28 protein-coding genes are annotated in these 25,709 nt (G+C 69.9%); 17 read left to right on the top strand and 11 right to left on the bottom strand.

The window, feature by feature from the left end:
- Window positions 1-155 precede the first annotated feature (155 nt).
- From EV186_RS33510 to EV186_RS33500, 3 genes are read left to right on the top strand one after another with little or no spacing between them, the layout of a single operon-like run.
- Window positions 156-374 (top strand): hypothetical protein, encoded by a 219-nt coding sequence (locus EV186_RS33510; RefSeq protein WP_133853517.1) that lies wholly within the window; start codon window positions 156-158, stop codon window positions 372-374.
- Window positions 375-425: 51 nt separating this feature from the next.
- Window positions 426-932 carry an ArsR/SmtB family transcription factor gene (locus EV186_RS33505; RefSeq protein ID WP_133853516.1) on the top strand — a complete coding sequence of 169 codons (507 nt, stop codon included), beginning with the start codon at window positions 426-428 and terminating at the stop codon, window positions 930-932.
- Window positions 932-2,206 (top strand): MFS transporter, encoded by a 1,275-nt coding sequence (locus EV186_RS33500; protein ID WP_133853779.1) that lies wholly within the window; start codon window positions 932-934, stop codon window positions 2,204-2,206. The genes EV186_RS33505 and EV186_RS33500 overlap by 1 nt, the downstream gene beginning before the upstream one ends.
- Here the strand turns inward: EV186_RS33500 and EV186_RS33495 are convergent.
- Window positions 2,114-2,626, bottom strand: a complete 513-nt coding sequence (locus EV186_RS33495) for a TetR/AcrR family transcriptional regulator (RefSeq protein ID WP_133853515.1) — start codon at window positions 2,624-2,626, stop codon at window positions 2,114-2,116. The genes EV186_RS33500 and EV186_RS33495 overlap by 93 nt on opposite strands.
- Before the next feature lie 74 nt (window positions 2,627-2,700).
- On the opposite strand from EV186_RS33495, the gene EV186_RS33490 reads away from it, so the two are divergent.
- Entirely contained in the window at window positions 2,701-3,087 is a 387-nt protein-coding gene (locus EV186_RS33490; RefSeq protein ID WP_133853514.1) for a nuclear transport factor 2 family protein, read from the top strand.
- Here the strand turns inward: EV186_RS33490 and EV186_RS33485 are convergent.
- From EV186_RS33485 to EV186_RS33475, 3 genes are all read right to left on the bottom strand, one after another.
- Window positions 3,084-3,425, bottom strand: coding sequence for an MmcQ/YjbR family DNA-binding protein (locus EV186_RS33485; RefSeq protein ID WP_133853513.1), 342 nt, complete (start codon window positions 3,423-3,425; stop codon window positions 3,084-3,086). The two genes, EV186_RS33490 and EV186_RS33485, sit on opposite strands and share 4 nt — an antisense overlap.
- Window positions 3,426-3,444: 19 nt before the next feature.
- A complete protein-coding gene (locus tag EV186_RS33480; protein ID WP_133853512.1) occupies window positions 3,445-4,257 on the bottom strand; it encodes a C1 family peptidase in 813 nt (270 codons plus the stop codon).
- A 76-nt stretch (window positions 4,258-4,333) separates the two neighbouring features.
- Window positions 4,334-4,738, bottom strand: a complete 405-nt coding sequence (locus EV186_RS33475) for a DUF2000 domain-containing protein (RefSeq protein WP_133853511.1) — start codon at window positions 4,736-4,738, stop codon at window positions 4,334-4,336.
- Window positions 4,739-4,828: 90 nt separating this feature from the next.
- Between EV186_RS33475 and EV186_RS33470 the strand changes: the two genes are divergently transcribed.
- Window positions 4,829-5,314 carry a VOC family protein gene (locus EV186_RS33470; protein ID WP_208115911.1) on the top strand — a complete coding sequence of 162 codons (486 nt, stop codon included), beginning with the start codon at window positions 4,829-4,831 and terminating at the stop codon, window positions 5,312-5,314.
- A 2-nt stretch (window positions 5,315-5,316) separates the two neighbouring features.
- Here the strand turns inward: EV186_RS33470 and EV186_RS33465 are convergent, their stop codons facing one another.
- From EV186_RS33465 to EV186_RS33450, 4 genes are all read right to left on the bottom strand, one after another.
- Entirely contained in the window at window positions 5,317-6,120 is an 804-nt protein-coding gene (locus EV186_RS33465; protein WP_133853510.1) for a hypothetical protein, read from the bottom strand.
- 224 nt (window positions 6,121-6,344) lie between these two features.
- On the bottom strand, window positions 6,345-7,580 hold the full coding sequence (locus EV186_RS33460; protein WP_133853509.1) for an HNH endonuclease signature motif containing protein: 1,236 nt from the start codon (window positions 7,578-7,580) through the stop codon (window positions 6,345-6,347).
- A 140-nt stretch (window positions 7,581-7,720) separates the two neighbouring features.
- Complete coding sequence (gene uvrB, locus EV186_RS33455) at window positions 7,721-9,883, bottom strand: excinuclease ABC subunit UvrB (protein ID WP_133853508.1); 2,163 nt, start codon at window positions 9,881-9,883, stop codon at window positions 7,721-7,723.
- A 45-nt stretch (window positions 9,884-9,928) separates the two neighbouring features.
- A complete protein-coding gene (locus EV186_RS33450) occupies window positions 9,929-11,221 on the bottom strand; it encodes a DUF5685 family protein (protein ID WP_133853507.1) in 1,293 nt (430 codons plus the stop codon).
- A gap of 151 nt (window positions 11,222-11,372) precedes the next feature.
- On the opposite strand from EV186_RS33450, the gene EV186_RS33445 reads away from it, so the two are divergent.
- The 7 genes from EV186_RS33445 (at window position 11,373) to EV186_RS33415 (ending at window position 16,957) form a co-directional block, all read left to right on the top strand.
- A complete protein-coding gene (locus EV186_RS33445; RefSeq protein ID WP_133853777.1) occupies window positions 11,373-11,924 on the top strand; it encodes a ribonuclease FAU-1 family protein in 552 nt (183 codons plus the stop codon).
- Between the two features lie 91 nt (window positions 11,925-12,015).
- On the top strand, window positions 12,016-12,534 hold the full coding sequence (locus EV186_RS33440) for a ribonuclease FAU-1 family protein (RefSeq protein ID WP_133853506.1): 519 nt from the start codon (window positions 12,016-12,018) through the stop codon (window positions 12,532-12,534).
- Window positions 12,535-12,669: 135 nt separating this feature from the next.
- Window positions 12,670-13,572, top strand: coding sequence for an ABC transporter ATP-binding protein (locus EV186_RS33435; protein WP_133853505.1), 903 nt, complete (start codon window positions 12,670-12,672; stop codon window positions 13,570-13,572).
- A gap of 14 nt (window positions 13,573-13,586) precedes the next feature.
- Window positions 13,587-14,330 carry an ABC transporter permease gene (locus EV186_RS33430; protein WP_166659453.1) on the top strand — a complete coding sequence of 248 codons (744 nt, stop codon included), beginning with the start codon at window positions 13,587-13,589 and terminating at the stop codon, window positions 14,328-14,330.
- Window positions 14,331-14,346: 16 nt separating this feature from the next.
- Window positions 14,347-15,609, top strand: a complete 1,263-nt coding sequence (locus EV186_RS33425; protein WP_133853503.1) for a sensor histidine kinase — start codon at window positions 14,347-14,349, stop codon at window positions 15,607-15,609.
- Window positions 15,606-16,250 (top strand): response regulator, encoded by a 645-nt coding sequence (locus tag EV186_RS33420; RefSeq protein WP_133853502.1) that lies wholly within the window; start codon window positions 15,606-15,608, stop codon window positions 16,248-16,250. Before EV186_RS33425 ends, EV186_RS33420 begins: the two co-directional genes overlap by 4 nt.
- A gap of 95 nt (window positions 16,251-16,345) precedes the next feature.
- A complete protein-coding gene (locus tag EV186_RS33415; RefSeq protein WP_166659452.1) occupies window positions 16,346-16,957 on the top strand; it encodes a Uma2 family endonuclease in 612 nt (203 codons plus the stop codon).
- Between the two features lie 22 nt (window positions 16,958-16,979).
- On the opposite strand, the gene coaE is transcribed toward EV186_RS33415, so the two are convergent.
- The 3 genes from coaE to rpsA all read right to left on the bottom strand — a co-directional run bounded on the left by coaE (window position 16,980) and on the right by rpsA (window position 20,398).
- The gene (gene coaE, locus EV186_RS33410) at window positions 16,980-18,170 is read right to left on the bottom strand and encodes a dephospho-CoA kinase (RefSeq protein ID WP_133853501.1); all 1,191 of its coding nucleotides are present in this window, start codon (window positions 18,168-18,170) and stop codon (window positions 16,980-16,982) included.
- Window positions 18,171-18,193: 23 nt separating this feature from the next.
- Window positions 18,194-18,787, bottom strand: coding sequence for a hypothetical protein (locus tag EV186_RS33405; RefSeq protein WP_133853500.1), 594 nt, complete (start codon window positions 18,785-18,787; stop codon window positions 18,194-18,196).
- A gap of 120 nt (window positions 18,788-18,907) precedes the next feature.
- Complete coding sequence (gene rpsA, locus EV186_RS33400) at window positions 18,908-20,398, bottom strand: 30S ribosomal protein S1 (RefSeq protein WP_133853499.1); 1,491 nt, start codon at window positions 20,396-20,398, stop codon at window positions 18,908-18,910.
- 227 nt (window positions 20,399-20,625) lie between these two features.
- On the opposite strand from rpsA, the gene EV186_RS33395 reads away from it, so the two are divergent.
- The 5 genes from EV186_RS33395 (at window position 20,626) to EV186_RS33375 (ending at window position 25,705) form a co-directional block, all read left to right on the top strand.
- Window positions 20,626-21,468, top strand: a complete 843-nt coding sequence (locus EV186_RS33395) for a class I SAM-dependent methyltransferase (protein WP_424983871.1) — start codon at window positions 20,626-20,628, stop codon at window positions 21,466-21,468.
- A complete protein-coding gene (locus tag EV186_RS33390) occupies window positions 21,465-22,388 on the top strand; it encodes a GNAT family N-acetyltransferase (RefSeq protein WP_133853498.1) in 924 nt (307 codons plus the stop codon). The genes EV186_RS33395 and EV186_RS33390 overlap by 4 nt, the downstream gene beginning before the upstream one ends.
- 97 nt (window positions 22,389-22,485) lie before the next feature.
- The gene (locus tag EV186_RS33385) at window positions 22,486-23,151 is read left to right on the top strand and encodes an ABC transporter ATP-binding protein (protein ID WP_133853497.1); all 666 of its coding nucleotides are present in this window, start codon (window positions 22,486-22,488) and stop codon (window positions 23,149-23,151) included.
- Window positions 23,148-25,127 carry a YhgE/Pip domain-containing protein gene (locus EV186_RS33380; protein WP_133853496.1) on the top strand — a complete coding sequence of 660 codons (1,980 nt, stop codon included), beginning with the start codon at window positions 23,148-23,150 and terminating at the stop codon, window positions 25,125-25,127. The genes EV186_RS33385 and EV186_RS33380 overlap by 4 nt, the downstream gene beginning before the upstream one ends.
- Window positions 25,124-25,705 carry a TetR/AcrR family transcriptional regulator gene (locus tag EV186_RS33375; RefSeq protein WP_133853495.1) on the top strand — a complete coding sequence of 194 codons (582 nt, stop codon included), beginning with the start codon at window positions 25,124-25,126 and terminating at the stop codon, window positions 25,703-25,705. Before EV186_RS33380 ends, EV186_RS33375 begins: the two co-directional genes overlap by 4 nt.
- Window positions 25,706-25,709 lie beyond the last annotated feature (4 nt).

Genomic DNA, 25,709 nt, shown 5'->3' with positions numbered 1-25,709 from the left:
ATCTTCACCCACGAGGTCCAGCGACTGCTACATCGAGTGGTTTCTCACAGGTTCGGCGGTTCACCCAATCGTGGAGATCGCGATCTGACAGGCTGTCGCCTGGGAGTTTGCCCAGTTCTGGGCAGGGTGCGAAGCGCTCGCGAAAGGCGGCAGGGGTGGCAGAGCAGCAAAGAACACGGTCGGCGAAGCAGACCGCGGAGGGGGTGGGCACGGCGTCGGCGTCCGCCACGGCGAGCACGGCGACCGCGGTGGCCGGCATGTCCACGCCGATCTTCGACGAGCTCCTGCGCGAGATGGCCGCGGCGCAACACGGGCAGGCGAAGGCCACCGACCGGCACTCCCCGGCGGCGGAGAGCAAGCACCGCGCGCCCTGACCCCCAAAGACATGTTTGCGCGTCCACGCCGGGCGGTCACACACTCGCCCGGTGGAGACGACGTTGCACGGCCTGCGGGCCATCGCGCACCCGCTGCGGCTGCGCATCCTGTCGCTGCTGACCGGTAGCGCGATGAGCGCGGCCGAGATCGCACGCGAACTGGCCGACAGCCAGCCCAACATCAGCTACCACCTGCGCCGCCTGCACGAGGCCGGGCTCGTGCACGTCGAGGAGCAGGTGACCATCCGCGGCGGCACGGCCAAGCGCTACCGCCACGACCCGTTCAACTCGCCGCTGCGCGCCCGCGACGTCGACGACCACCTGATGGTCGCGACCGCCCTGGCCGCCGAGCTGACCCGGCGCACCGAGCAACGCCTGCTCGGCGCCCACGGTTCGATGACCGATGCCGAGTTCTGGGTCACCCCCGCCGCCTGGCAGGAGTTCCTCGACCGCCTGGAGGAGGCGTCCAGCCGCCTGCACGCTGCCGCCAAAACACCTCGAGCGGCGGGCACCGTGCACGTCTCGGCCACCATCGCCGCCTTCCGGATGGCGCCGTGATGCTGCTGGAGCCGTTGCGGCACAAGGCGTTCCGCCGGCTTGCCGGCGGCCGGGCCGCCGCCTACCTGGGCAACGGCATCGCCCCGCCCGCCCTGGCGTTCGCCGTCCTCGACCTCACCGGTTCGGTGGTCGACCTCGGCGTCGTGGTCGGCGCCCGGTCGGTCGCGACCGTGATCCTGTTGCTGGTCGGCGGCGTGCTCGCCGACCGCCTCCCCCGCGCGCTTCTGTTGCGTGGCGCCACTTTGGCCGGCGCCGCGACGCAGGCGGCGATCGCGGCGAGCGTGCTGCTGCACTTCGCGTCGATCCCGTTGTTGATGGGGCTCAGCCTGGTCAACGGTGCGGTGACCGCGGTGTCGATGCCCGCGGCGTCGGCGATGACGCCGCAGACCGTGCCCGCGCACCTCGTCCGCACCGCCAACGCCGTCGCCCGGATCGGCACCAACACCGGGGTCATCGTCGGCTCGTCGCTGGGCGGGCTGCTGGCCGCGCTGGTCGGCCCCGGCTGGGCGATCGGGGCCAGTGCGATCGCGTTCCTGGTGGCCGCCCTGTGCTACGCCGCCCTGCACACGTCGGTCCCGGCGCCGGGCGAGCACCACGACGACATGCTCACGCAACTGCGGGACGGGTGGCGTGAATTCGTTGCCCGGCCATGGGTCTGGGTGGTCGTGCTGCAGTTCATGGTCGTCAACGCCGCGCTCGTGGGCGGCATCCAGGTGCTCGGCCCGCTGGTCGCCGACGAGTCGATCGGACGCACCGCGTGGGGCCTGGTCCTGGCCGCGCAGACGGCGGGCGCGCTCGTCGGCGGGTTCGTCGCCGCGCGGTGGCGACCGCGGCGGGCCTTGCTGGTCGGGGTCGCGCTGACCGCCGTGGACGCGTTGCCGTTGCTGCTGCTCGCCGGCGTGCCGAACACCCTGGTCCTGGTGTGCGCGATGTTCGTCGGCGGCATGGCGATCGAGCAGTTCGGCGTGGCGTGGGAGGTGTCGCTGCAGGAGAACGTCCCCGCCGACCGGCTCGCCCGGGTGTACTCCTACGACGCGCTCGGGTCCTTCGTGGCCATCCCCATCGGACAGATCGGCATCGGCCCGCTGGCCGGCGCACTGGGCACCGACTTCGCGTTGATCAGCACCGGCGTGCTGGTCCTGGCCGCGACCGTCGCGGCCGTGGCCAGCCGCAGCGTCCGGTCACTGGTGGCCACGCAACCCGGCGAAGACGATGCGCAGGGTCCGCTCGCGCAGGTCGGCGTCCCAGCCGCCTCGGCAGACGGCGACGAGTAGCGCGACGACCTCGTCGAGGCGCACGTCGTCGCGCACCGTCCCGGCGCGTTTGGCGTTGTCCAGCAACGGAAGCACGGCACCGCCGAGCGACGCGACCGGATCGGCGACGTCCATCCCGAGCAACTCGACCACCGTCCGGGTGGCCGCGGCGATCTCGGCGAGCTCATCGAAGAACGCGAACAACCCGCCCGCCGGGTCGCCGGTGAGCTCCTCCGCCCGCGCGGTGATCTCGGCCAGCCGCGCCTTCATGATCGCGGCGAGCAGGTCCGGCTTGGTCGGGAAGTGCCGGAACACCGTGCCGATGGCCACCCCCGCCCGCCGCGCGACCTCCTCGGTCGACGCGGCGGCGCCGTGCTCGGCGAAGACGTCCTGCGCCGCGGCCAGGATGCGGTCCCGGTTGCGCTGCGCGTCGGCGCGCATGACCACCCCTTGAAACATGAGTCGCGACTCATTATCGTCCGATACTGAGTTGCCACTCATCTTAGGAGGCGGACATGACCACCGCACGCGAGGTCTTCGAGTCGATGAACCTGACCGGCGGCCTGCACCCCGAACTGCTGGCCGACGACGTGGTCATCGAAGAGCCGTTCGCGCCGCAAGACCGGCCGCGCCGCATCGAGGGCAAGGCGGCCTGGCTGGAGTTCGCCACGGCCGAGCGCGCGAACCTGCCGTTCACCCTGGACAACCAGCGGGTCACCGCGCTGCACGAGACGACCGATCCCGAGGTCCTGGTGGTCGAGTACGAACTGACGGGAACCGTGCTGGCCACCGGCCGCACCGCCACGGCGCCGTTCGTCGGCGTCCTGCGCGTGCGCGACGGCCTGGTGGTCGGCTGGCGCGAGTACCAGGACAAGGCCGCGATCGCCCGAGCCCTGGCCTAGGGGCGCTTGGACTTGGGCAACCGGGCCACGATGTCCTGGTAGGACCGGTCGACCAGCTCACGAACGTCGTCGGCGGGCACACCGGCCAGTTCGACCCGGTTCCACCCGTACCGTCCGATGTAGGCACTCGTGGTGATCGCGTCCGGGTAGCGCCTGCGCCACTCGTCGGCTTCGTCCGCCGAAGCGCCGCACTTCAACCCGACCGACGCGGCCTCGATGCCGATGAACGCGAATGCCTTGCCGCCCACCTTGGCGACCAGTTCCCCGTCGCCCCACGGGTAGGTCTCCTCGGCTCCGGGTTTGGCGAGGCAATACGCGATCAGGTCATCGAGCGTCACGGGTCGGGACGCTACCCGCTCAGGTGACGACGCGGATGGTCCAGAAGTCGGAGGCGAGCCCGCGCGTGGTCAGGTATGAGAACGGCATGGTGAAGTAACCGTCCTGGCCCCAGCGGATGCCCCACGAGTTGCGCACCAGGAACCGCTGCGTCTTGGCGTCGTAGCCGACCGCGAGCACGGCGTGCCCGCCGAGCAGCTGCTCGTCGGACTTCGGCATCGGCACCACGCCGGAGTGGGCGACCTCCTCGCTCATGAAGCTCGAGTAGACCGAGAACCCGAAGACGAACGGGTAGCCATCGGCGAGGCAGCCCTGCATTTCGCTGAGCACGGGCGTCACGCGCTGGTAGGACGTCGCGCGGTTGCCCAGCGCGGACTTGTAGCAGTCCTTGCCGGGCATCGTGCCCGCCTTGGCACCCTCGGGCCAGGTGCCGCCGTCGAACTCGGGCGGGGTGTCGTCGTAGGGCCACTCGTCCTCGGTGCACACGCCGAGCTTGCGCAGGCTCTTGACGCCGTCGCGGATCATGGCGCCGGAGTCGTAGGGCACGCTGCCTTCCATGGCGCGCTCGTTGTAGTAGATGAACAGGCGCGAAGGCATGAAGTCGGGCAGCTTCTGCTTGTTCAGCGCGAACTGGAACGCGGCGCCGATCGCGTTGGCCGTGCAGCTGCCGATCCGGCCCTGGTCGTAGGCCTTCGACATGCCGTCACGCAGATCGACCTTGTCCGGCAGCTCGGCGACCGCGATCCGCGGCGCGGCGTAGAGGTGGTCGCGGGCGTCCGGCAGGTCGGGGACCCAGCCGAACCGGCCGATCTGGTGTGGCCTCGGGCTCGTCATCTCCTGGCTCCTTCACGAGCATGGGGTGGTGCTCGGAGGAGCGGACGATCAGGGGCGCAGATACGTGCCGAAAGACCTATTCGTGCAGTGCCAAGCCTTTGCAGATCTTGTCGACGGCATTGCGGGGCCCGTGCACGGCGAAGCCGGCCAGGCGCAATTCACCCGCGGCGACGGCGCGCACCACAGCGCGGTTGTCCTCGTCGTTGCCGGTGCCGAACATGTCGTCGGTGTAGACGGCGACCGGCAGCCCGCGGCCGGTCGCCCGCGTGAAGGCGGCGTGCAGGTCGTCGCCGGTGAAGACGAGGACGGGCTGGCCGAGCAACGCCAGGTAGGTGTTGCCGTCGGCGTCCTCGTAGGGCTTGCCGATCAGCTCGGGTACGCCGGCCGCGATGCCGCTGGCCAGGAATGCCGTGACGTTCAGCTTCTGCCACACCGCCAGGTCGCGGCGCACCGCGACGGCGATCTTCGTGTCGAACCGCATGCGCCCAGTGTCATCCGGGCGTCACCCGGGTGGATTGAACGCTGGTGCGCGTTTGACCCTCCAGCGGCTGGAGGGTTGATGATCGGGACCATGAACGAATTCGTGAGCCCGGTGCCCATGCCCGCGCTGGATGCGCAGGCGCCCGAGCCCTACCGGGGCATCTACGGGATGCCGATGTTCCTGAACGTCCAGACCCACGACTTCGACGCGTCTCGGGAGTTCTGGTTGCGGGGGCTGGGGTTCATCGACCTCTTCAGCATCCCCGGGCAGATGACGCACCTGCGGCGCTGGGCCTTTCAGGACGTGTTGTTGTTCCCCGGCGCCGAGCCTTCGGGGACGAGTGCCGGCGTCAGCTTCGCGTGCGTGCTGAGCCAGCTCGACGAGATCGCGAAGCGGTGCGAGGAGCTGGTGCCCGGCTGCACCAGCGGGCCGCGGGAGATGCCGTGGAACTCGCGGGAGTTGACGGTGATCACGCCGGAGAACACCCGCGTGGTGATGACGGCGGCGCTGCCGATGGATCCGAACGGGCAGAGCGCGGCTTGGCTGCGCGAGGGCGGGTTCGACATCCCGGGCTGAGCTCAGACGACGCCGATGCCGAACGAGTGCTGCGCGGTGTAGCGGATGGTGGCCATCGAGGCGTTCGGCGGGATCGCGATGGGGCCGGGCCGGTTGGCGTCCAGCCGGAAGGCCTTCCGCGCCCCGCCGACGCCTTGGCCCTCGCCGCCCAGCTGTGGGGTGTCGCCCCAGAAGTCGATGTGGTGGACGTCGACGGTCTGGTTGTAGGAGCAGGCAAGGTAGAGCTTGGTGCGGCCGCGGACGATGATGTCGATGTGGTCGTTGGTGCCGGGCGGTGCGCTGACCATGGTGTCATCCTCCATAGTGGACGGAGTGGAAGAGGTGCCGGCGAGCAGCCCGCGCCACCGCTTGACACCGGCGTCGGCCTTGTCGGCGTAGCGCTCGGCCGCGTCGCCCGAGCCGTTGTAGCGGCGGAACCCGTCGTGCAGACCGTGCCCGGAGACGTGCGCGGCGAGGATGCCGAACCCGACCGAGCAGTTGACCCGCCAGTCCCAGCACCCGCCCGCGTCGTCGGCCTTGTCCTGGAACCCGGCCGAGGTGAGCTGGGTGGGGCCGACGCCCTGCAGCCCCAGCTCGTGGCGGCGGGCTTTGTACTTGAGGTAGACGTCCTTGGTGACCTCGGCGCCCTTGACGTAGATGCCGCCGGTGTCGACGCCGTCGTGGCCCCAGACGTTGTGTCCGCCCCCTGATTCCAGCTCAAGCAACGTGACGGCGGCGGCCAACTCCAGCCCGGCCAGCGCGGCCAGTTCGACGACCTCGCCAGGACGCACGATGCCGTGGTCCTCGAGTACTTGTTGAGCGGTCATGCCAGACGGATGCAGTCGGCGGGCCTGCTGATACAGCTTGTTCAGCGGCCGGGTGGGTTCGGTTTGACACGGGGACCCCCACGGCGGCCAGCAAGCGCGAAACAAGGGGCAGGCAGGCCTGCCCTTGCTTGCCGACCAGCGTACGGCCGCCGTGCCCCGTGTAAAACCGAACCCAGCACACCACGTTTGCTTGGTCTCGCTGGTGGCCAGCCGCTGCGCGAGGGTCAAGCGGCGGTTTGCGCCCAGGGTGGCTTGGTGAAGACCGGCAAGCCGTTGCCCATATGTACCGTCCACCCGGCATGATGGATCAGGCGATGGTGGAACTGACACACCAACACCATGTTGTCCAACCTGGTCAACCCTCCGTCAGCCCAATGTTGAATATGATGGGCGTGACATTGGTTCGGTGTTCGCTCACACCCCGGGACCGCGCAACCTTGATCCCGGATCGCTAGCGCTCTACGCAATCGCTTGTCGGCCAGGCGTTTCGATTCGCCGATATCGATCGGCTGCGAGTTCGTGCCGAGCACGACCGGGATGATTTCGGCGTCGCAAGCAAAGCGGCGGGCCTGCTCCGGAGTCATCCACCGGGCGTCGTCGAGGGTGGCCTTGCCGATCGCGGTCTGCAAGGTCTCCAGGGAGACCGTGACCGCGATGTGCGGGCGTTCGCCACCCTCCATCGGGGCCTGACCGGAGTCGGCGGCGAAGCGGATCACCTCGGCCAACGCATCACCCTGACGCTCGACCAAGGTACGGTCATCGCCCGGCTGCGGCGCAGTCAACGACGACAGCAGAGGCCGCAAGACAGCAGCCGTCTCCGCGCCCAACGTGAACCGGCCCTCCAGCGAGCCGTCCTCACACTCCTGCAAGTCCAGGATGTTCTGGGCTTCGACCACGGTGGGGTCGGCAGGTTTGGCGCCATCCGGGTCGAGGGCGTCGACCATGCGCTTGCCCAGGCGGGCGAGCTGAGCGGGGTTGAACTCCCGCGCCAACTCGGCCAGATCCGCCTCGACCTGGTCGGCGTGCTCGGCGGGCACCGCGGCGACCGTCTTCGCGATCCGGGTGACGTGCTCAGTAGCGATCGCGCCCTCAGCCATCACCGCACGGGCGACAGGAAGCTGCGCCGGGATCACCTGACCCGTGATCCCCACCTTCGGGCACAACAGCGAAACCTGAGTCTCCAACTGCTTCGCTTCGCGTCGACCCACCCGCAACGCGTCCATCAGGAACTGCCACAAATGCAAGTATCCGGATTCACGCCAGTCCACCACGGAAATGGCATCCAGGATCGCCAAGTCAAGCCGTCGCCGTTCGGCGACCAGCGACTGAAGATCCCCCAGATCCATAACCCAATCATACCACAACATGCGACCAAATGGCCCAACGCAAACGGAACCAACGACACAAACAACGCAACCCCAGCCCGGCAACGCAACCCAAAGAAAGGACGAACACCACACCGCCCCTCAACCTCGTCCGGGCGCCCTTTAGCACGCTGCGGTCAGGGTCAAGGGTTGCGAAGCAATCGGCGAAGCCGACGCCGAAGGCGCCCTTGACGCTGACCGCAGCGTGTTAAACAATCAAGCCCGAGGTTGAGAAACTACGACACCCCCGCAGCATCCATCCCCCGCAATTCCTTCTTCAAATCCTGAATCTCATCCCGGATTCGCGCCGCCAGTTCGAATTGCAAGTCGCGGGCGGCGTTCATCATTTGGTCGGTCAGCTGCTGGATCAGGTCCGCCAAGTCCGCGCGCGGCATCGACTTCACGTCCTCGCGGACGTAGACGCCGGCACTGCGACCGCCGGGCTCTCCCGCCGCGCGCTTGCCGCGCGAGGTGTTGCGGCCCGAACCGCCGACCGGGACGGCTTCCTTCTCCGACTCCTCGGCCTCGCTGTAGACGCGGTCGAGGATGTCGGCGATCTTCTTGCGCAGCGGCTGCGGGTCGAGGCCGCGCTCCTCGTTGTACGCGATCTGCTTGGCACGACGGCGATTCGTCTCGTCGATGGCGTGCTGCATCGAGTCGGTGATGCGGTCGGCGTACATGTGGACCTCACCGGACACGTTGCGCGCCGCGCGGCCGATGGTCTGGATCAACGACGTCCCGCTGCGCAGGAAGCCTTCCTTGTCCGCGTCGAGGATCGCCACCAGCGACACCTCGGGCAGGTCCAGGCCCTCGCGCAGCAGGTTGATGCCGACCAGCACGTCGTAGTCGCCCAACCGCAGCTGGCGCAACAACTCCACGCGCCGCAGGGTGTCCACTTCGGAGTGCAGGTAACGCACCCGGATCCCCAGCTCCAGCAGGTAGTCGGTCAGGTCTTCGGCCATCTTCTTGGTGAGCGTTGTAACCAGGACGCGCTCGTCCTTCTCGGCCCGCACCCGGATCTCGTGCACCAGGTCGTCGATCTGGCCCTCGGTCGGCTTGACGACCACCTGGGGGTCGACCAGGCCGGTCGGTCGGATCACCTGCTCGACGAACTCGCCCTGCGACTGGCCGAGCTCGTACGGGCCCGGCGTCGCGGACAGGTACAGGGTCTGGCCGATGCGGTCGACGAACTCCTCCCACGTGAGCGGGCGGTTGTCCATCGCGCTCGGCAGCCGGAAGCCGTGCTCCACCAGGTTGCGCTTGCGGGACATGTCGCCCTCGTACATGCCGCCGATCTGCGGCACGGTCACGTGCGACTCGTCGATGACCATCAGGAAGTCATCCGGGAAGTAGTCGATCAGCGTCGCGGGCGCGGAACCCGCGGGACGGTCGTCGATGTGGCGCGAGTAGTTCTCGATGCCCGAGCAGAAGCCGACCTGGCGCATCATCTCGACGTCGTAGCTCGTCCGCATGCGCAGGCGCTGCGCCTCGAGCAGCTTGCCCTGCTTCTCCAGCTCGGCCAGCCGCTGCTCCAGCTCCGCCTCGATGCCGCGGATCGCCCGCTCCATCCGCTCCGGCCCCGCGACGTAGTGCGTGGCCGGGAAGATGCGCAACTCTTGCTTCTCGCTGATGATCTCGCCGGTCAGCGGGTGCAGGTAGTAGAGCTTGTCGACCTCGTCGCCGAAGAACTCGACGCGCACGGCCAGCTCCTCGTACGCCGGGATGATCTCGACCGTGTCGCCGCGCACGCGGAACGTGCCGCGTGCGAACGACAGGTCGTTGCGGGTGTACTGGACGTCGACCAGCGCGCGCAGCAGCACGTCGCGGTCGACCTCCTCGCCCACCTTCAGCGGGATCGACCGGTCGAGGTAGGACTGCGGTGTACCGAGGCCGTAGATGCAGGACACCGAGGCCACCACGATCACGTCGCGGCGGGTGAGCAGGCTCATCGTGGCCGAGTGGCGCAGCCGCTCGACGTCCTCGTTGATCGACGAGTCCTTCTCGATGTAGGTGTCGGTCTGCGGGATGTACGCCTCGGGCTGGTAGTAGTCGTAGTAGCTGACGAAGTACTCGACCGCGTTGTGCGGGAAGAACCCGCGCAGCTCGTTGGCCAGCTGTGCGGCCAGCGTCTTGTTCGGGGCGAGCACCAGCGTCGGGCGCTGCACCTGTTCGACCAGCCACGCGGTGGTGGCCGACTTGCCGGTGCCGGTCGCGCCGAGCAGCACGACGTCGCGCTCGCCGGCCTTGAGCCGCTTGGTCAGCTCCTGGATGGCCGCCGGCTGGTCACCCGCGGGCTGGTAGTCGCTGACCACCTTGAACTGCCCGTCGACGCGCGGGATGTCGCCCACGGGCCGGAACTCGGACTGGGCAAGCACGGGGTGTTCGGTCGGAAAAGCCACACACCGAAGATACGCGCGACCACCGACAAAACGCGTATGCCCAGGTCAGCAGTCACAACCGCAGTCGCAGCAGTCGCAATCGCAGCAGCAATCGCAGTCACAGCAGTCGCAGCCGTCACCGCAGCCGCAGTCACAGTTCTGGCACCAGCCTTGCTTGGGCTCGCCGGTCCACGGGTCCTGGTACGGGTCGGCGCAGCAGTACTGGCAGGTGCAGCAGAGGACGACGGCCATCCCGCAGCCGGCGAAGGTGCCGCGCTGCGGACCCCACTGGCGGGGCTTGTCCCGCTTGCCCTTCTTCTTGCCGGGATCCTGGCCGGGCGGGGGCGGTCCCGGCTGCCAGCCCGGCGGTGGCTGGCCAGGCCCGGGCTGCCAGCCCGGTGGCGGCTGACCGGGTCCGGGCTGCCAACCGGGCGGCGGAGGCGGGCCGGGGCGCTGCCACCCAGGTGGCGGCGGCTGCCGGTCGTCGACGAGCGCCCGCGGACCGTGCGGGATGGCGAACGCGTGCTGCACGGCGTGGTCCAGTTCGTGCACGAGCAGCCGGTGGACCAGCGCCCGGTCGGTGAACTCCACCTCTTTCAGCGCCAGCTTGATGCCGGTGACCGCGTCCTGGCAGAGCCGCCGCGCTTCCTCGACGGTGGTTCCGGTGGCGCGCAACGGGTTCCAGGCACCGCGCAGCTCGTCCTCGGCGAGGTCCTCGACCGCGTCGAGCAGGTGCGCGACCCGGCCGAAGAGCCGGCCCGCCTCCCGCAGCGGCTCGGCGTTGCCGGGGCGCCCGGCGAGGATCGCGGTGTGGGCGAACGCCTCGGCCGTCGCGGTCTCAGTCGGCTCGGTGGCCACCAGCACGGAGTTGCCCGCACGCACGGCGAGTTCGACCTCGCCCTGGCGGTGCACGGCGTCGAGCAGCACGGCGGTGTCGAAGCCGAGCCGCTCCCCGGTCAGCGAACCCTGGCGGGCCCAGCGCGTGGCGACCTTGCGGGCGACCCCGGCGACCGGGCGGCGGGCGAAGGGGCCGTCACCGTCCTCCACGTGGTCGCTGACCTTGGCCGAGGCGAGCACCAGGGACACGGCGGCGGCGAGTTGCGGCGCCTGGCCGTAGGCGACGGTGGCCAGGCGCATGCCGCGCAACGGGCACGGGCCCGCGGTGCGCCGCGAGTCGCCGTGCACCGACTGGCCCTCGACGAGCGCCGAGATCAGCAGTCCGTCGTAGTTGGTGACGGTCCTGGCCAACTGGCCGTGGTCGTCGCGCAACGCCAGGCACATGCCGCACAGGTGCGCCATCCACGACTGTTGCAAGGTCGGCGACATCCGGTGCCGGCACGGCCTGATGATCCCGAACAACCCCGTCTCCCCTCGATCTTCGAAGCCCGGCGCAGGCTACCTGGGATTCACCCGTTCGGACGCGGGAATCGCTCGATCAGTTCAGCAGGATGTCGGTATGTCTGGGCACGATGGCGGCATGGCTGGGAACCCGATCCTGTCGTACCGGTCCATGCCGTCGGCCCGCGCGCCGCACGTGGACGTGCACCCGCCCAAGGTCGAGCTGTTCGACGTGCAGGCGCTCACCAACACCGACCCCAAGGGCATCGTGCGGGCGGTCGACGCCTACCGCCTGACCGACTTCGGGCTCTACATGGCGCGGCCGGTGCCGGGGCACCCGCAGCTCGCGTACTTCCGGTCGTGGCTGCTGCCCGAGCTGGGGCTGCGGGTCTCGCGGTGGACCGGGCACGAGCCGCTGGACCACGACTACTACATCGACGTCGTCGACATCCAGCCCGGCGACGTGTGGCGCACGAAGGACCTGTACCTCGACATCCTGGTGCGCACCGGGCACGACCAGCGCGTGCTGGACGGTGACGAACTGGTCGCGGGCGTGCTCGCCGGGCACCTCGACCAGGGTGCCGCCATTCGCGCTTTGGAGCGCACGAATGCCGCTGTAGACGGCATCGCGCGGCACGGCTACCACCCAGACGCATGGCTCGCCGCCACTGGATACCCGATCGAGTGGAGTCAAGACCCGTTCGGCTGCGATCGGCCACAGTGACCGTATCGGTAGCTGGTCGTGCGCGAGCCGTGATGTAACGAATCGGCCCTCTTGATCACGGACAGCACGTGGGCGGCTACGCTCGGGCCGCGTGGGCACCGTGATAACTCCTCAGCTGATCGATGTCGTCGACCCGGTCGCAGCGGTGCGCAGCTACTCCTCGGGCACGACGAGGGCGCTGCGGAACTGCGCCATCGAGCGCTGGGGCCTGCGCATGGAGTGCCCCACGCCGGAGGACCCGTTCGCAGAGTCCGAGGTCACGTGGCTGATGCCGGAGCTGAACCTGCGGCTGACCCACCAGAAGCCCCGCTCGCGCCACGCCCGCCCCGCACCGAGCGAGCTCACCGCCGTCCGGGTCATCCGCGACGGCCGGTTGTGGCGGACGGTCGACCTGCTGCTCGGGCTCGCCGCTCCCGGTGGGACGTCGGCGCGGATCGTCCGCTCGGAGGACTTCGCGGCCGCGGTCGCCGGGCGGGTGCTGCGGGCGGCGGACGCCGATCTCGCGTTGCGCACGGTGCACCAGACGCTGGAGGAGTTGAGCCGCCTGCGCCACGACCTGGGGTCGTGGTTGGCGTACAAGCGGATCTTCGAGGTCTGGCCGCCCTACTAGTCAGCGCCCGTCCCCGGTTTGGGGGACATACCCGGTTGATCCACCGATCGGTTGATCGCGGGTCCACCGCCGCTGCCTCGCGTCATGGCCACGCAGTCGATTCGAAGACCCGTCCCGAACCGCGAACCTTGGGGCATGGCAGTCATCGAGGTGCGCAACCTCCACAAGCGGTACGGCGAAACGGTCGCCGTCGACGACGTGTCGTTCAGCGTCGAGCGGGGCGAGATCTTCGGGATCCTGGGGCCGAACGGCGCGGGCAAGACCACCACGGTCGAGTGCATCGAGGGGTTGCGCTCGCCCGACGGCGGCACGGTGCGCGTGCTCGGGTTCGAACCCCGTGAGGACCAGCTGCGCCAGCTCGTCGGCGCGCAGCTGCAGGAGAGCGCGCTGCCCGAGAAGCTCGAGGTGCGCGAGGCCCTCGAGCTCTACGCCTCCTTCTACCGCAACCCCGCCGACCCGGACGCCCTGCTCGCCGAGCTGGGCATGACCGGACACCAGCACAAGCCCTACAAGAAGCTCTCCGGCGGCCAGAAGCAACGGCTGTCGATCGCCCTCGCGTTGATCGGCAACCCCGAGATCGCGGTGCTCGACGAGCTGACCACCGGGCTCGACCCGCAGGCCCGGCGCGACACCTGGGACCTCGTGGAAGCCATCCGCGACCGCGGAGTCACGGTCGTGCTGGTCACGCACTTCATGGCCGAGGCCGAGCGGCTCTGCGACCGCATCGCGGTGATCGACTCCGGTCGCGTCGTCGCCGTCGACACGCCTGGGGGTCTTGTCGACCGCGTCAGCGCGGACACCACGCTGCGGTTCCGGCCGTCGGCGCCGTTCGACGACCACCTGCTCACCGACCTGCCCGAGGTGCGCGAGGTCCGCCGCCACAACAGCCAGGTCACCGTCACCGGCAGCGGCAACCTGCTGCACGCGGTCGCCGCCGTCCTCGCCCGCCACCAGATCGTCGCCGCCGACCTGCGCGTCGAGCAAGCGAGCCTGGACGACGCGTTCGTCGCGCTCACCGGCCGCGCGTTCGACAACTGAAGGAGCCGAAAACCGTGTCCGCACTGGCAAAACTGACCGCCGTCGAGCTCAAGCTGAACGCACGCGAGTTCGTCGGGCCGCTGATCACGATCGTGCTGCCGACCGCGTTGCTGGTGGTCTTCGGCATGATCCCGGCCAGCCGCCAACCGAGCGCCGACCTCGGCGGGCAGCGGGCCATCGACACCACGATCCCGTCGATGGCCGTCACGATCACGCTCGCGATGGCCGCGTTCTTCATGCTGCCCGGCGTCCTCGGCACCTACCGCGAGAAGGGCATCCTGCGCCGGATGCGCACGACCCCGGTGTCGCCCAAGGCATTGCTCACCGCCCAAGTCATCACCCAGCTGCTCACCGCGCTCGCCAGCATCGTGCTCGTCTTCCTGGTCGGCGGCCTCGCGCTGGACATGGGCGCCCCGCAGCACATCGCCGGGTTCGCGCTCTCGATGGTGCTCGGCCTCGGCGCCCTCTACGCCCTCGGGCTGGTCGTGGCGGCCGTGGCCTCGTCGGCCCGCGCGGCGACCGGGTTGTCGATGGTGTTCTTCTTCCCCTCGATGTTCTTCGCGGGCCTGTACCTTCCCAAGGAGGCCATGCCGCACGTGCTGAGCAAGATCGGTGACGTCACCCCGCTCGGCGCGTTCCGGCAGTCCGTGCAGGACTCGTGGGTCGGCGGCGGGCCGCAGGCGCTGACCCTGCTGGCCTTGGCCGGGTGGCTCGTGGTGCTCGCCGCGGTGGCGACGAGGGCATTCCGCTGGGAGTAGGGACGACAGGAAATACATGGTCACGAGGAACGCGGTGGACCTCGGCCCGCGGTGGGACAAGGTCCAGCAGCGCTCGTTCGCGGTGCTGCCGTACGCGCTGCTCACCGTCTCGGTCAGCATCACCTTCGGCGTGTACGGGTTCACCGGCGCGACCTGGCTGACCGGGCTGTGGTCGCTCGCCGCCGCGGGCTGGGTGCTCGCCGGCTACACGGTGTGGCCCGACTCGTCGCGCCCGGGCGCACTGTCCACCTTGTACTTCGCCGGCCTGCTGGTGTTCAACGCCGTGCTCATCCTGCGCGCGCCGTGGTTCGGTGCGTTCGCCTTCAGCGGCTACCTGCACGCGTTCGACTGCCTGCCCGGCCTGTGGGTGTTCGCCGGCACCGGGGCCAACGCGGTGCTGATGGCCATCGCGCAGGTCGGCGGTCCGCCGTCGGTCACGGGCCTCGCTTGGCCGGTCTACGCGTTGATCATCCTCATCAACGTGGCGCTGGCCAGCGGGTTCAGCTACTTCGGCAAGACCAACCACGAGCAGAACCTCACCCGCAAGAAGATCATCGCCGAGCTGGAGAAGACCAACCTGCGGCTCGCGGCGGCGCTCGCCGAGAACGCGGGGCTGCACGAGCAACTGCTCACCCAGGCCAGGGAGGCGGGCATGCTCGACGAGCGGCAGCGCATGGCACGGGAAATCCACGACACCATCGCGCAGGGGCTGGCCGGGATCATCACGCAACTGGAGGCGGCCGCGCAGGCCGCCGACCCGGAGCAACGCAAGCGCCACCAGGACAACGCCGTCGAACTGGCCCGCGACAGCCTCACCGAGGCGCGGCGTTCCGTGCGTGCCGTGCGACCGGAACCGTTGGCGCAGGCCCGGTTGCCCGAGGCGATGGCGTCGGTCGTGCAACGCTGGTCGCACCTCAACGCGGTGCCGGTCGAGCTCACCACCACCGGCACCGCGCGGCCCATGCACCCGGAGGTGGAGGTGACGTTGCTGCGCACCGCGCAGGAGGCGCTGGCCAACGTCGCCAAGCACGCCCGGGCGTCGCGGGTCGGGCTCACACTGTCCTACATGGAGGATCTGATCACGTTGGACGTGCGTGACGACGGCGTCGGGTTCGCCGTGGACGCGGTGGGGTCGGACAGCTTCGGGCTCGAGGCCATGCGCCAGCGGGTGGACCGGCTGGCCGGTGAGCTCGTCGTCGAGTCCACGCCGGGGTCCGGCACGGCCATCAGCGCGAGCCTGCCCGCGGTCGACGTGGGCGAGCCGGTGAGCACCGCGTGACCCCCGTGCGGTTGGTGATCGTCGACGACCACCCGGTCGTGCGCGACGGCCTGCGCGGCATCTTCGCTGGCGACCCGGACTTCGAGGTCGTCGGCGAGGCCGGGGACGGCGCCGAGGCCTTGGCCGTGATCGCGCGGGCCGACCCGGACGTGGTGCTGATGGACCTGCGGATGCCCGGCATGGACGGGGTGAGCGCGATCGCGCGGCTGGTCGAGCGGGGCGCGCGGGCCAAGGTGCTGGTGCTGACCACGTACGACACCGACAGCGACGTCCTGCCCGCGATCGAGGCCGGCGCGACCGGTTACCTGCTCAAGGACGCGCGTCGCGAGGAGCTGTTGCGGGCCGTGCACTCCGCGCACCGCGGCGAGTCGGTGCTGGCGCCTTCGGTGGCGACCAAGCTGATCGGGCAGGTGCGTGCGCCCGCGCCGGCCGCGGAACCGTTGAGCCAGCGCGAACTCGAGGTGCTGGCGTTGATCGCGCGCGGCCACACCAACAAGGACGCGGCGGCGGCGCTGTTCATCAGCGAGGCGACGGTGAAGACGCACCTGCTGCACATCTACGCCAAGCTGGGCGTGAAGGACCGCGCGTCGGCGGTGGCGACGGGGTACGACCGTGGCCTGCTCACTCCTGGTGGCCGGTGATCCACACCATCGTGTGAACCCATTGCCGCTGGCCAGACCGGGGCCGGAACTGTCAGACCCTGCTGCGAGCATGCTCAGCATGTCATGCTGGGGATATGAGCGGGAGGGAGCCGATGGCCGCGCCACGCGTAGTCAGCGACCACCACGGGCCGTGGACCGTGGCGGATGTCCTCGCCTTGCCGCACGACGACAAGAGCTACGAACTGGTCGACGGGGCCTTGATCGTGAACCCGCCGCCTAGCCCCTATCACCAGGCTGCTTCCGGAGAACTGTTCGTGCTGCTCAGGGCCGCCTGCGGGCCAGGGCTCCGGGCGCTCGAGGCCGTTGGCGTGCAACTGGGCCAGCAACTGCTCATCCCCGATCTCGTGGTGGTCCGAGCATCGGCCGCCAGCCTGCACGCGCCGGTGCTGGACCCAGCCGATGTGGTCCTCGTAGTGGAGATCGTGTCACCGGGCTCGCGCGTCCGCGATCGCAGCGAGAAGCCGGTGATCTTCGCGGAGGCGGGCATCCCGCACTTCTGGCGGGTGGAGACCAGCCACTACCAAGGGCGTTCCGCCGAACTTCCCGCGGTGTTGATCCACGAACTGGACGACAACGGCGCCTACGTGCTCGCCCGCACCCTCGGCGCGGGCGAGGTGGCAACCGTCACCGAACCGTTCGAGGTCGCCTTCGACCCGGCCGAGCTGCTGCGGCCGTTGTCGGGGTGATCAGGCTGCTTTGTCGGGTTGATCAGGGGGTCCAGCCGGTTTCGGTGGCCCACTGCTCGGCGCGGAAGTACGCGCTGTCGAACCACTCGTTCTTGGCGTCGCCGTACTCGGGGATGCTGCGGCCCTGGTACTCCTCGGCCAGCCCGCGCTTGACCTGTTCGTACTCGGCGCGAGCCGCGTCGTCGGCACGCAGCCACGCCGGGAAGAGCAGCGCATATCGCCAGCCGGCACTCCCCTGCTCGCGCAGGTGCACGTTCACCCAGCGGCCCGGGTCGGCGCCGCAGTGGGTCCGCTTGCGCCAGTGCGCGGGGTCGGGGTCGACCGGGCGCGGCGAGTCCTGCGTGAAGTCGGGCAGCACCGGGAAACCGGCCTTGCCCAGCGCGTCGGCCATCGCATCGGCGTCGTCGAGGGACTTCACCGCGATCTGGAAGTCCAGCACGTCCTTGGCCGCGAGCCCGGGCACGGACGTGGACCCGATGTGGTCCACCGACAGGGCCGCGGCGCCCGCCGCCAGCTTGAGCCGGGCCTTGATGCGCCGGGCCTGCTGCGGCCAATCGGGGTCGTAGTCGACGATCTTGGGGCTGCCGCGGTACGGGTAGCGGTGCAGGCGGACGTTGGCCTCGTAGGGCACCAAGCGGTCGGCCCAGAGCGCGTCGACCTCGGCGAGCACCAAGTCCGGGGTGCTCGAGTTGTCCAGCCACACGTCGGCGACCGCGCGCCTGCGGCTCTCGTCGGCCTGGGCCGCGATCCGGTTCCGCGCGTCCACTTCGGACATCCCGCGCGACCCGGTCAGCCGGGTGACCCGGACGTCCTCGGGCGCGTCGACGATCACGACCAGGTGGTACATCGGCGCGAGGCCGTTCTCCACGAGCAGCGGCACGTCGTGCACGACGACGGCCTCGGGCGGCGCCTGCGCCACGAGCTCGGCGGTCCGCTTGCCGATCCTGGGGTGGACGATCGCGTTGAGCTGGTTCCGCGCGTCGTCGTCGGCGAACGCCACCGCCGCGAGCTTGCCTCGATCGAGGGCGCCGTCCGGGCCGAGGATCTCCTGACCGAAGGCGGCGACCAGCTCCGCGAGGCCGTCGGTGCCGGGCTCGACGACCTCCCTGGCGATCTTGTCGGCGTCGATCACCACGGCGCCGTGTTCGGCGAGCCGGCCCGCCACCGTCGACTTGCCCGCGCCGATCCCGCCCGTGAGTCCCACCCGCAGCATGGGGCGAGGCTATCCGAGACCGCTCAGTGCGGGGCCAGTGCGCGGTCGGCGATCTTGATCAGCACCGCCTGCATCTTGCTCGCGGGCACCAGGTTGTGCACGGCGTTGATCACCACGGACGTCGGGCCGTGGGTGACCACGAGGGTGAACGTGCCGCCGTCACCGCCCGACAGCAGCACGCCGGCGTCCGGGCCGACCTTCACGTCGGTCGCCTTCGCGCCGTGGCCCTGCTCGGCCTGCACCGAACTCGACAGCCGCTCCTGGGCGGACTGCGGGTCCTTGTACGTCGCGATGCCGATCATCACCGCCGCCGAGCCGCGGGACTTGCCGGCCGGAATGCCGTAGTAGCAGTCCAAGCGTGCGGTGCGGCCGATGCTCGGCTCCGGCACGCCGACGATCTCCTGCGAGTCGCCGTTGAGTTGCTTGCCGACCTGGATCTCGACCTCTTGGCGGGACACCACCGACGCGCAGGCCTTGGGCACCGGCCGCTTGCCCCTGGTGACCGGGGGCGGCGTCGTCGAGGTGGTGAAGGTCGGGATCGGGGGCGTCTCCAGGGGCGGCGAAGCGAACGAGCACGCCGAGACGAGGACTCCGGCAGCGGCCAGAACCGTTGCCACGACAACAAAGCGCACGCGGGAGTCCACCATGGAATCAAACCTAGCGTGTCCGGCCCATGACACGGAGAACCCCACACCGCGAACGGTGTGGGGTTCTCCGAATCGATGCTTACCCGACGATCAGACGCCGCCGGACAGCTTCTCCCGCAGGGCCGCGAGCTGCTCGTCGCTGGCGAGCGTGCCGCCGCTCTGCGCGGGCTGGGCCGCCGGGGTGGAGGTGTACTCGCGCTCCCCACCACCGGTCTCGCCCTCGGCCGCGGCGGCCGCGTCGGCCTCCGCCGCCTTCTCGACCTGCTTCATGTGCTGCTCGTAGCGGGAGTGCGCCTCGGCGTACTGGCGCTCCCACTCCTCGCGCTGCGTGTCGAAGCCTTCCTGCCACTCCTGGGTGTCCGGGTCGAAGCCTTCGGGGTAGATGTAGTTGCCCTCGGCGTCGTACTCGGCCGCCATGCCGTACTGGGTCGGGTCGAACTCGGTGTCGGTCGTGAAGCCCTCGTTGGCCTGCTTGAGCGACAGCGAGATGCGGCGACGCTCGAGGTCGATGTCGATGACCTTGACCATGACGTCGTTGCCGACCTGCACGACCTGCTCCGGGATCTCCACGTGGCGCTCGGCCAGCTCGGAGATGTGGACCAGGCCCTCGATGCCCTCGTCCACGCGGACGAACGCACCGAACGGAACCAGCTTGGTGACCTTGCCCGGCACGATCTGGCCGATCGCGTGGGTGCGGGCGAACTGGCGCCACGGGTCTTCCTGGGTCGCCTTGAGCGACAGCGACACGCGCTCGCGCTCCATGTCGACGTCCAGGACCTCGACCGTGACCTCCTGGCCGACCTCGACGACCTCGGACGGGTGGTCGATGTGCTTCCAGGACAGCTCCGAGACGTGCACCAGACCGTCGACGCCGCCGAGGTCCACGAACGCACCGAAGTTGACGATCGAGGACACGACGCCCTTGCGGACCTGGCCCTTCTGCAGCTGGTTGAGGAACTCGCTGCGGACCTCGGACTGGGTCTGCTCCAGCCACGCACGGCGGGACAGGACCACGTTGTTGCGGTTCTTGTCCAGCTCGATGATCTTGGCCTCGAGCTCGCGGCCCACGTAGGGCTGCAGGTCACGCACGCGGCGCATCTCGACCAGGGACGCGGGCAGGAAGCCGCGCAGCCCGATGTCGAGGATCAGACCACCCTTGACAACCTCGATGACCGTGCCCTTGACCGGCTCGTCGGACTCCTTGAGCGCTTCGATCGTGCCCCACGCCCGCTCGTACTGAGCGCGCTTCTTGGACAGGATCAGCCGGCCCTCCTTGTCCTCCTTCTGGAGAACGAGGGCTTCGACCTCGTCGCCGACCTTGACGACCTCGTTGGGGTCGACGTCGTGCTTGATCGACAACTCGCGCGAGGGGATGACACCCTCGGTCTTGTAGCCGATGTCGAGCAGGACCTCGTCCCGGTCGACCTTGACGATGGTGCCTTCGACGATATCGCCGTCGTTGAAGTACTTGATCGTCGCGTCGATAGCGGCGAGGAAGTCCTCCTCCGTCCCGATGTCGTTGATGGCGACTTGCTGCTTCGGCGCGGTGGCAGCCGGGACAGTGGTGGTGTCGGTGGACATTAGGTAGGTGGCTCCGGTACGGATTGGGGTTGTCGGGTGTGCAGTTGAAGGCAGTGGCGCGGCGAACCGTAAGCGCTGCGATGCACAACATCGTCAACGCCGCGCGACCCGATCAGATTCCCAGCTCGAAAACCGCAGGCAGCGCAAGATTCATCGATACCTCTGCGCGTCGGTATCCTACGCAGCCGCGCGAGCGCCGAGCAAACCCGGGTAGGAGGATCGCACGCGTGCAGACCACTGAGAACCCCCACGCCGAGGCCGAACGCACGCTGGGCACGTCCGGTGTCGCCCGCAAGGCGCTGACCTCGGCGGAGACGGTCGCGGCCAACAGCGCCTGGTGGGATGCCGACGCGGGCGCCTACCACCAGGAACACGGCGAGTTCCTCGGCGTGTCGGACTTCGTCTGGTGTCCCGAATCGTTACGAGAAGAAGACGTCCACCTGCTCGGCGACGTCGCGGGCAAGGACATCCTCGAGGTCGGGTGCGGCTCGGCGCCCTGCGCGCGGTGGCTGGCCGACCACGGCGCCCGCGCCGTCGGCTTCGACCTGTCGGCCGGGATGCTGCGCTACGGGGCGGCCGCCAACGAGGCCACGGGCACGTCGGTCCCGCTCGTGCGGGCCAACGCCGAGCGGATCCCGTTCGCAACCGGCAGCTTCGACATCGTGTGCTCGGCGTTCGGCGCGGTCCCCTTCGTGGCCGACCTCGACCGGCTGCTGCGCGAGGTGGCGCGGGTGCTGCGGCCCGGCGGGTCGTGGGTGTTCGCCGTGACCCACCCGATGCGGTGGATCTTCCCGGACGACCCGACCGAGAACGGCCTGCGCGTCATCCAGTCCTACTTCGACCGCACGCCGTACGTGGAGGTCGACGAGGACGGCGCGCCGACCTACGCGGAGTTCCACCACACCATGGGTGACTACGTGCGGGCGATCACCGCCGCGGGCTTCACCCTCGCCGACCTCGTCGAGCCGGAGTGGCCGGAGCACCACACCCAGGAGTGGGGCCAGTGGAGCCCGTTGCGCGGGGCGTTGTTCCCAGGCACCGCCATCTTCCGGTGCCTGCTGCCGGGATGACCGCCGAGGATCCACTGGCCGCGTTGACCCGCAGGTTCACCGCGCTCGACCCGCTGCTGCCCGCCGCGCAGGACCCACCGCCCGGACGCCTGCTGACCGCTCGCCTGGCCGACGGCACCCGCGTGCGGTCCGTGGTCACCGACACCCGCACCGACCCGGCGACCGCGCAGGCGCTGTGGTCGGCGCTGCGGGTGTGGGAGTTGCACCCGGTGCTGCCCGACGGCGTCGCGTCCGGGCCGGCGCTGCACGCGTTGATCGAGAAGTGGCGGCCGTTGATCCGCACGACGCAGGAGGACTCGTCGGCGACGGTCACGTGGCCCAGCCGCGACGTCGAAGCCACCCGGGTGCTGCTCGACCACGGGTTCACGCCGTTGTGCGTGCTCGCGGTGCGTGGCGCGATGCCGATCGAGCGCGTCGAGGCCGTCGACGTCGACGTGCGCCCGGCCACCGAGGACGACCTGGACGACCTGGTCCGGCTGGCCCTGGCCGAGACCGCCTACTCGGCGCAGGTCGGCGGGACTGTGGTGCGGCCGAACGCGGAGCGGATCAAGCGGGAGACGATCGGCACCCACCTCGGGCAGGGCGACCTGGTGCTGGTCGCCGAGCGCGGCGGGGAGGCCGTGGGGCTCGCGGAGTGCTGGCTGAACGAGTCCGTGCCCGGCTCGTGGGCCGAGACCCGGCTGCCGCACGGCCGGTGGGGTTACGTGAACTGCCTGTCCGTCGCGCCGGGCGCGCGGGACGCGGGCGTCGGCCGGACGCTGATGGCGGCGGCGCACCACGAACTGCGGATCAAGGGTGCCGAGCGGATGTTCCTCTACTTCAACCCGCCGAACCCCCTCTCGTCGGTGTTCTGGGCCCGGCAGGGCTATCGTCCACTGTGGACTATCTGGGAGATCCGCCCGGCCGCGGCGCTGCGTTGAGTCGCAGATCACCGCCGGCCCGAGTTGCGAATGACGGTCGACTGGCGCACTATTTGAACTGACTGGTCAGTTCAAATCAGCCGGTCTAGGAGGGCACATGCAGGTACGCGCCGAGCAGGTCACGGTCCGGGGTCCGCACGGGCCGCTGCTGCCGCCGACCTCGATGCGGGTCGCCGACGGGCAACTCGCCGTCGTGAGCGGTGAGCCCACCGAGGGCCACACCGCGCTCGCGCTCGCCCTCGCCGGACGGATCAAGCCGCACGAGGGCGTGGTCACCCTCGACGACACGCAGGCGCCGGCCCGGTTGCGCGCGCTGACCGCGATCGTGGACTCCCCCGAGGTCACCGAGCCCGACGAGGCGCTGCGCCTGTCCGAGGTGGTCGCCGAGGGCCTGGCGCTGGCCGGTCGCGGACAGGGTCGCAAGGCCGTCGCCGCCTGGCTCGCCGAGCACGACCTCGAGCGCCACGCCCGCGACCGCGTCGAGAACCTGCCGCCCGACCTGCGCACGGCGGTGCTCACCGAGCTGGCCGTCGCCCGCGAAGGCGTGCGGCTGCTGGTCTTCGACCGCCCGGACCGGCACACCAGCAATCCGCAGTCGTGGTGGCCACTCGCGTTGCGGCACGCCCAGCACGGCATGGCCGTGGTGGTGCTGTGCCTGACCAGCGCCGCCCGCCTGCTGCCCGTACCCGCCGCGCAGCTCGGCCGTGCCGACCAACCGGCCCCGCTGACCGTCGGCCAACCCGTTCCCGGAGCCCTCTCATGACGATCCTGCGGCTGGCCCGCACCGAACTGTCCCGGCTCACCGCGGGCAAGCTGCCCAGGCTCGCGGTGGCCGCGCTCATCCTGGTCCCGCTGCTCTACGGCTGCCTGTACCTCTACGCGAACTCCGACCCGTACAAGCGCCTCGACCAGATCCCCGCCGCGTTGGTCATGCAGGACGCCGGTGCCACCGCCGACGACGGCACCCGGCTCGACGCGGGCCGCAAGGTCGCCGACAAGCTGAAGACCTCCGACGCCTTCCAGTGGCACGAGGTCAGCGCCGCCGACGCGGAAGCCGGCGTGCGCGACGGCAAGTACACGTTCTCGTTGACCCTGCCCAAGGACTTCTCCGCCTCGTTGCTGTCCTCCGGGGAGTTCGAGCCGCGCCAGGGCCAGATCACCGTGACCACCAACGACGCCAACAACTACCTCGTCGGCACCATCGCCGACCGCGTGGTCGGCGAGATCCGCAACTCCGTGGCGTCGGAGGTCGGCACGGACGCGGCCAACAAGTTCCTCGTCGGCTTCGGCACGATCTACAGCAAGACCCAGGAGGCCGCGAACGGCGCCACGCAGCTGGCCGACGGCGCGGGCAAGGCACGCGACGGTGCGCACGAACTGGCTTCAGGACAACAACAGTTGCTCAGCGGTGCGCAGCAACTGGAGTCCGGCACCGGGACGGCGGCGCAGGGCGCGAGCACGCTCTCGGGCGGGCTGAACACCTTGCAGGACAAGACGAAGGACCTGCCCGCGCAGACGAAGAAGCTCGCCGACGGGGCGAAGCAGGTCGCCGACGGCAACGAGCTGGTGGCGCAGAAGGGCGAGCTGGTCGCCGGTGCGGCGCAAGGGTTCGTGAACGACCTCGACCAGCTCGAGTCCGACATCGCCGCGCGCCTGCGTGCCGACGGCTTGCCCGAGGCGCAGGTGCAGCAGGTGATCGTGGACCTGCGCAAGCTGCGCGGCCCGATCGACACCGCCAACGGCAAGGTGCAGGGCGTGGCGGGGCAGCTGCGCACGCTCGCCAACGGCGCGCACCAGGTTTCCGATGGGGCGCACCAGCTCGCGTCGGCCACCCCGGCGCTGACCGCGGGCATCGGCCAGGCCGCCGACGGTGGGCGGCAGCTCGCGTCCGGCACGCAGCAGTTGCACAGCGGCGCGACCCAGCTGCGCCAAGGCGAGGAAAAGGCGGTGACCGGCACCAACGAACTCGCGTCGGGCACCAGCCAGCTCGCCGACGGCGCGGCGAAGCTGCGCGACGGGCTGAACTCCGGGCTCGGCCAGATCCCGCACCCGGACAAGGAAACCCGCGACGCCACCGCCAAGACGATCGGCGATCCGGTCGCGATCCAGACCGTGGGACAGGCGAACGCGGGCAGCTACGGCGCCGGGTTGGCACCGTTCTTCCTGAGCCTGGCCATCTGGATCGGCGCGTTCGTGCTGTTCCTGCTGGTGCGGCCGCTGTCGAACCGGGCGCTGGCGGCCCGCCAGCCCGCGTGGCGCACGGCGATCGCCGGCTGGCTGCCCGCGGCCGTTCTGGGCCTCGCCCAGGTGGTGGTGCTGTACGCGGCCGTGACGTTGCTCGTCGGCATCCACCCGGCGCACCCCGTCGCGACGCTCGGGTTCCTGCTGCTGACCTCGCTGGCGTTCGTCGCCATCGTGCACGCGCTGAACGCGTTGTTCGGCGCGGTCGGGAAGTTCCTCGGGCTGGTGATCCTGATCCTGCAGTTGATCAGCGCGGGCGGGACGTTCCCGTGGCAGACGCTGCCGGATCCGCTGTACCCGCTGCACCACGTGCTGCCGATGGGTTACGTGGTGGACGGCCTGCGGCACTTGCTCTACGGCGGCACGCTGTCCGGGTTGTGGGTGAACCTGCTGGTGCTGCTCGGTTATCTGGTCGGCGGCCTGGCGGTGGCGACGTTCGCGGCCCACCGCCGTCGCGTGTGGACGGTGTCGCAGCTCAAGCCGGAGCTCGTGCTGTGAGTGCGAGGACTGAGGCCACGAAACGGAAGTTGTTCGTCGCGACGCTCGCGCTCATCGGTGAGCACGGCATGACCGGGTTGACCGTCGACGACATCGCCGCGCGCGCCGGGGTCGCGAAGGGCACGGTCTACTACAACTTCGGCAGCAAGGACGGCCTGGTCGACGCGCTGCTGCGCTACGGCGTGGACCTGCTGGCGTCGCGGCTGGCTTCCGCGGGTGACGAGGACCCGTGGCAGACGCTGTCGCAGCTCGTGGACGCGCTGCTGGTGTTCTTCGCCGACTACCCGACGTTCGCGCAGTTGCTGGTCAGCGAGCTGTGGCGGACCCCCGGCCAGTGGCACGCGACGCTCTCGCTGGTCCGCGACGAGATCACGTCGGTGATCAGGACCGAACTGCAACGCCTGGCCGACGCCGGCCGGTTGCCGGACGGCGTCCAGGTCCCCACGGCCGCCGCGGCCCTGTTCGGTTCGGTGCTGGTCGTGGCGCTGGACTGGCAGGTGTTCCAGCCCGCGCGCACGAAGGACGAGGTGCACGAGTCGGTGATGCTGCTGATCCGCGGCCTGCGCGGCACCCCGTGATCCT

This window comes from Labedaea rhizosphaerae, assembly GCF_004362825.1.
GTDB lineage: Bacteria > Actinomycetota > Actinomycetes > Mycobacteriales > Pseudonocardiaceae > Labedaea > Labedaea rhizosphaerae.
Note: the sequence above shows the minus strand (reverse complement) of the source record. Positions and strands in the feature narration are given on the sequence as shown.

Coding starts and splice junctions, on each gene's coding strand:
- EV186_RS33500 (WP_133853779.1), top strand. CDS start 932: ATGCTGCTGGAGCCGTTGCGGCACAAGGCGTTCCGCCGGCTTGCCGGC.
- EV186_RS33495 (WP_133853515.1), bottom strand. CDS start 2,626: ATGCGCGCCGACGCGCAGCGCAACCGGGACCGCATCCTGGCCGCGGCG.
- EV186_RS33490 (WP_133853514.1), top strand. CDS start 2,701: ATGACCACCGCACGCGAGGTCTTCGAGTCGATGAACCTGACCGGCGGC.
- EV186_RS33480 (WP_133853512.1), bottom strand. CDS start 4,257: ATGACGAGCCCGAGGCCACACCAGATCGGCCGGTTCGGCTGGGTCCCC.
- EV186_RS33475 (WP_133853511.1), bottom strand. CDS start 4,738: ATGCGGTTCGACACGAAGATCGCCGTCGCGGTGCGCCGCGACCTGGCG.
- EV186_RS33470 (WP_208115911.1), top strand. CDS start 4,829: ATGAACGAATTCGTGAGCCCGGTGCCCATGCCCGCGCTGGATGCGCAG.
- EV186_RS33465 (WP_133853510.1), bottom strand. CDS start 6,120: ATGACCGCTCAACAAGTACTCGAGGACCACGGCATCGTGCGTCCTGGC.
- EV186_RS33445 (WP_133853777.1), top strand. CDS start 11,373: ATGCCGTCGGCCCGCGCGCCGCACGTGGACGTGCACCCGCCCAAGGTC.
- EV186_RS33435 (WP_133853505.1), top strand. CDS start 12,670: ATGGCAGTCATCGAGGTGCGCAACCTCCACAAGCGGTACGGCGAAACG.
- EV186_RS33425 (WP_133853503.1), top strand. CDS start 14,347: ATGGTCACGAGGAACGCGGTGGACCTCGGCCCGCGGTGGGACAAGGTC.
- EV186_RS33415 (WP_166659452.1), top strand. CDS start 16,346: ATGAGCGGGAGGGAGCCGATGGCCGCGCCACGCGTAGTCAGCGACCAC.
- coaE (WP_133853501.1), bottom strand. CDS start 18,170: ATGCTGCGGGTGGGACTCACGGGCGGGATCGGCGCGGGCAAGTCGACG.
- rpsA (WP_133853499.1), bottom strand. CDS start 20,398: ATGTCCACCGACACCACCACTGTCCCGGCTGCCACCGCGCCGAAGCAG.
- EV186_RS33390 (WP_133853498.1), top strand. CDS start 21,465: ATGACCGCCGAGGATCCACTGGCCGCGTTGACCCGCAGGTTCACCGCG.
- EV186_RS33385 (WP_133853497.1), top strand. CDS start 22,486: ATGCAGGTACGCGCCGAGCAGGTCACGGTCCGGGGTCCGCACGGGCCG.
- EV186_RS33380 (WP_133853496.1), top strand. CDS start 23,148: ATGACGATCCTGCGGCTGGCCCGCACCGAACTGTCCCGGCTCACCGCG.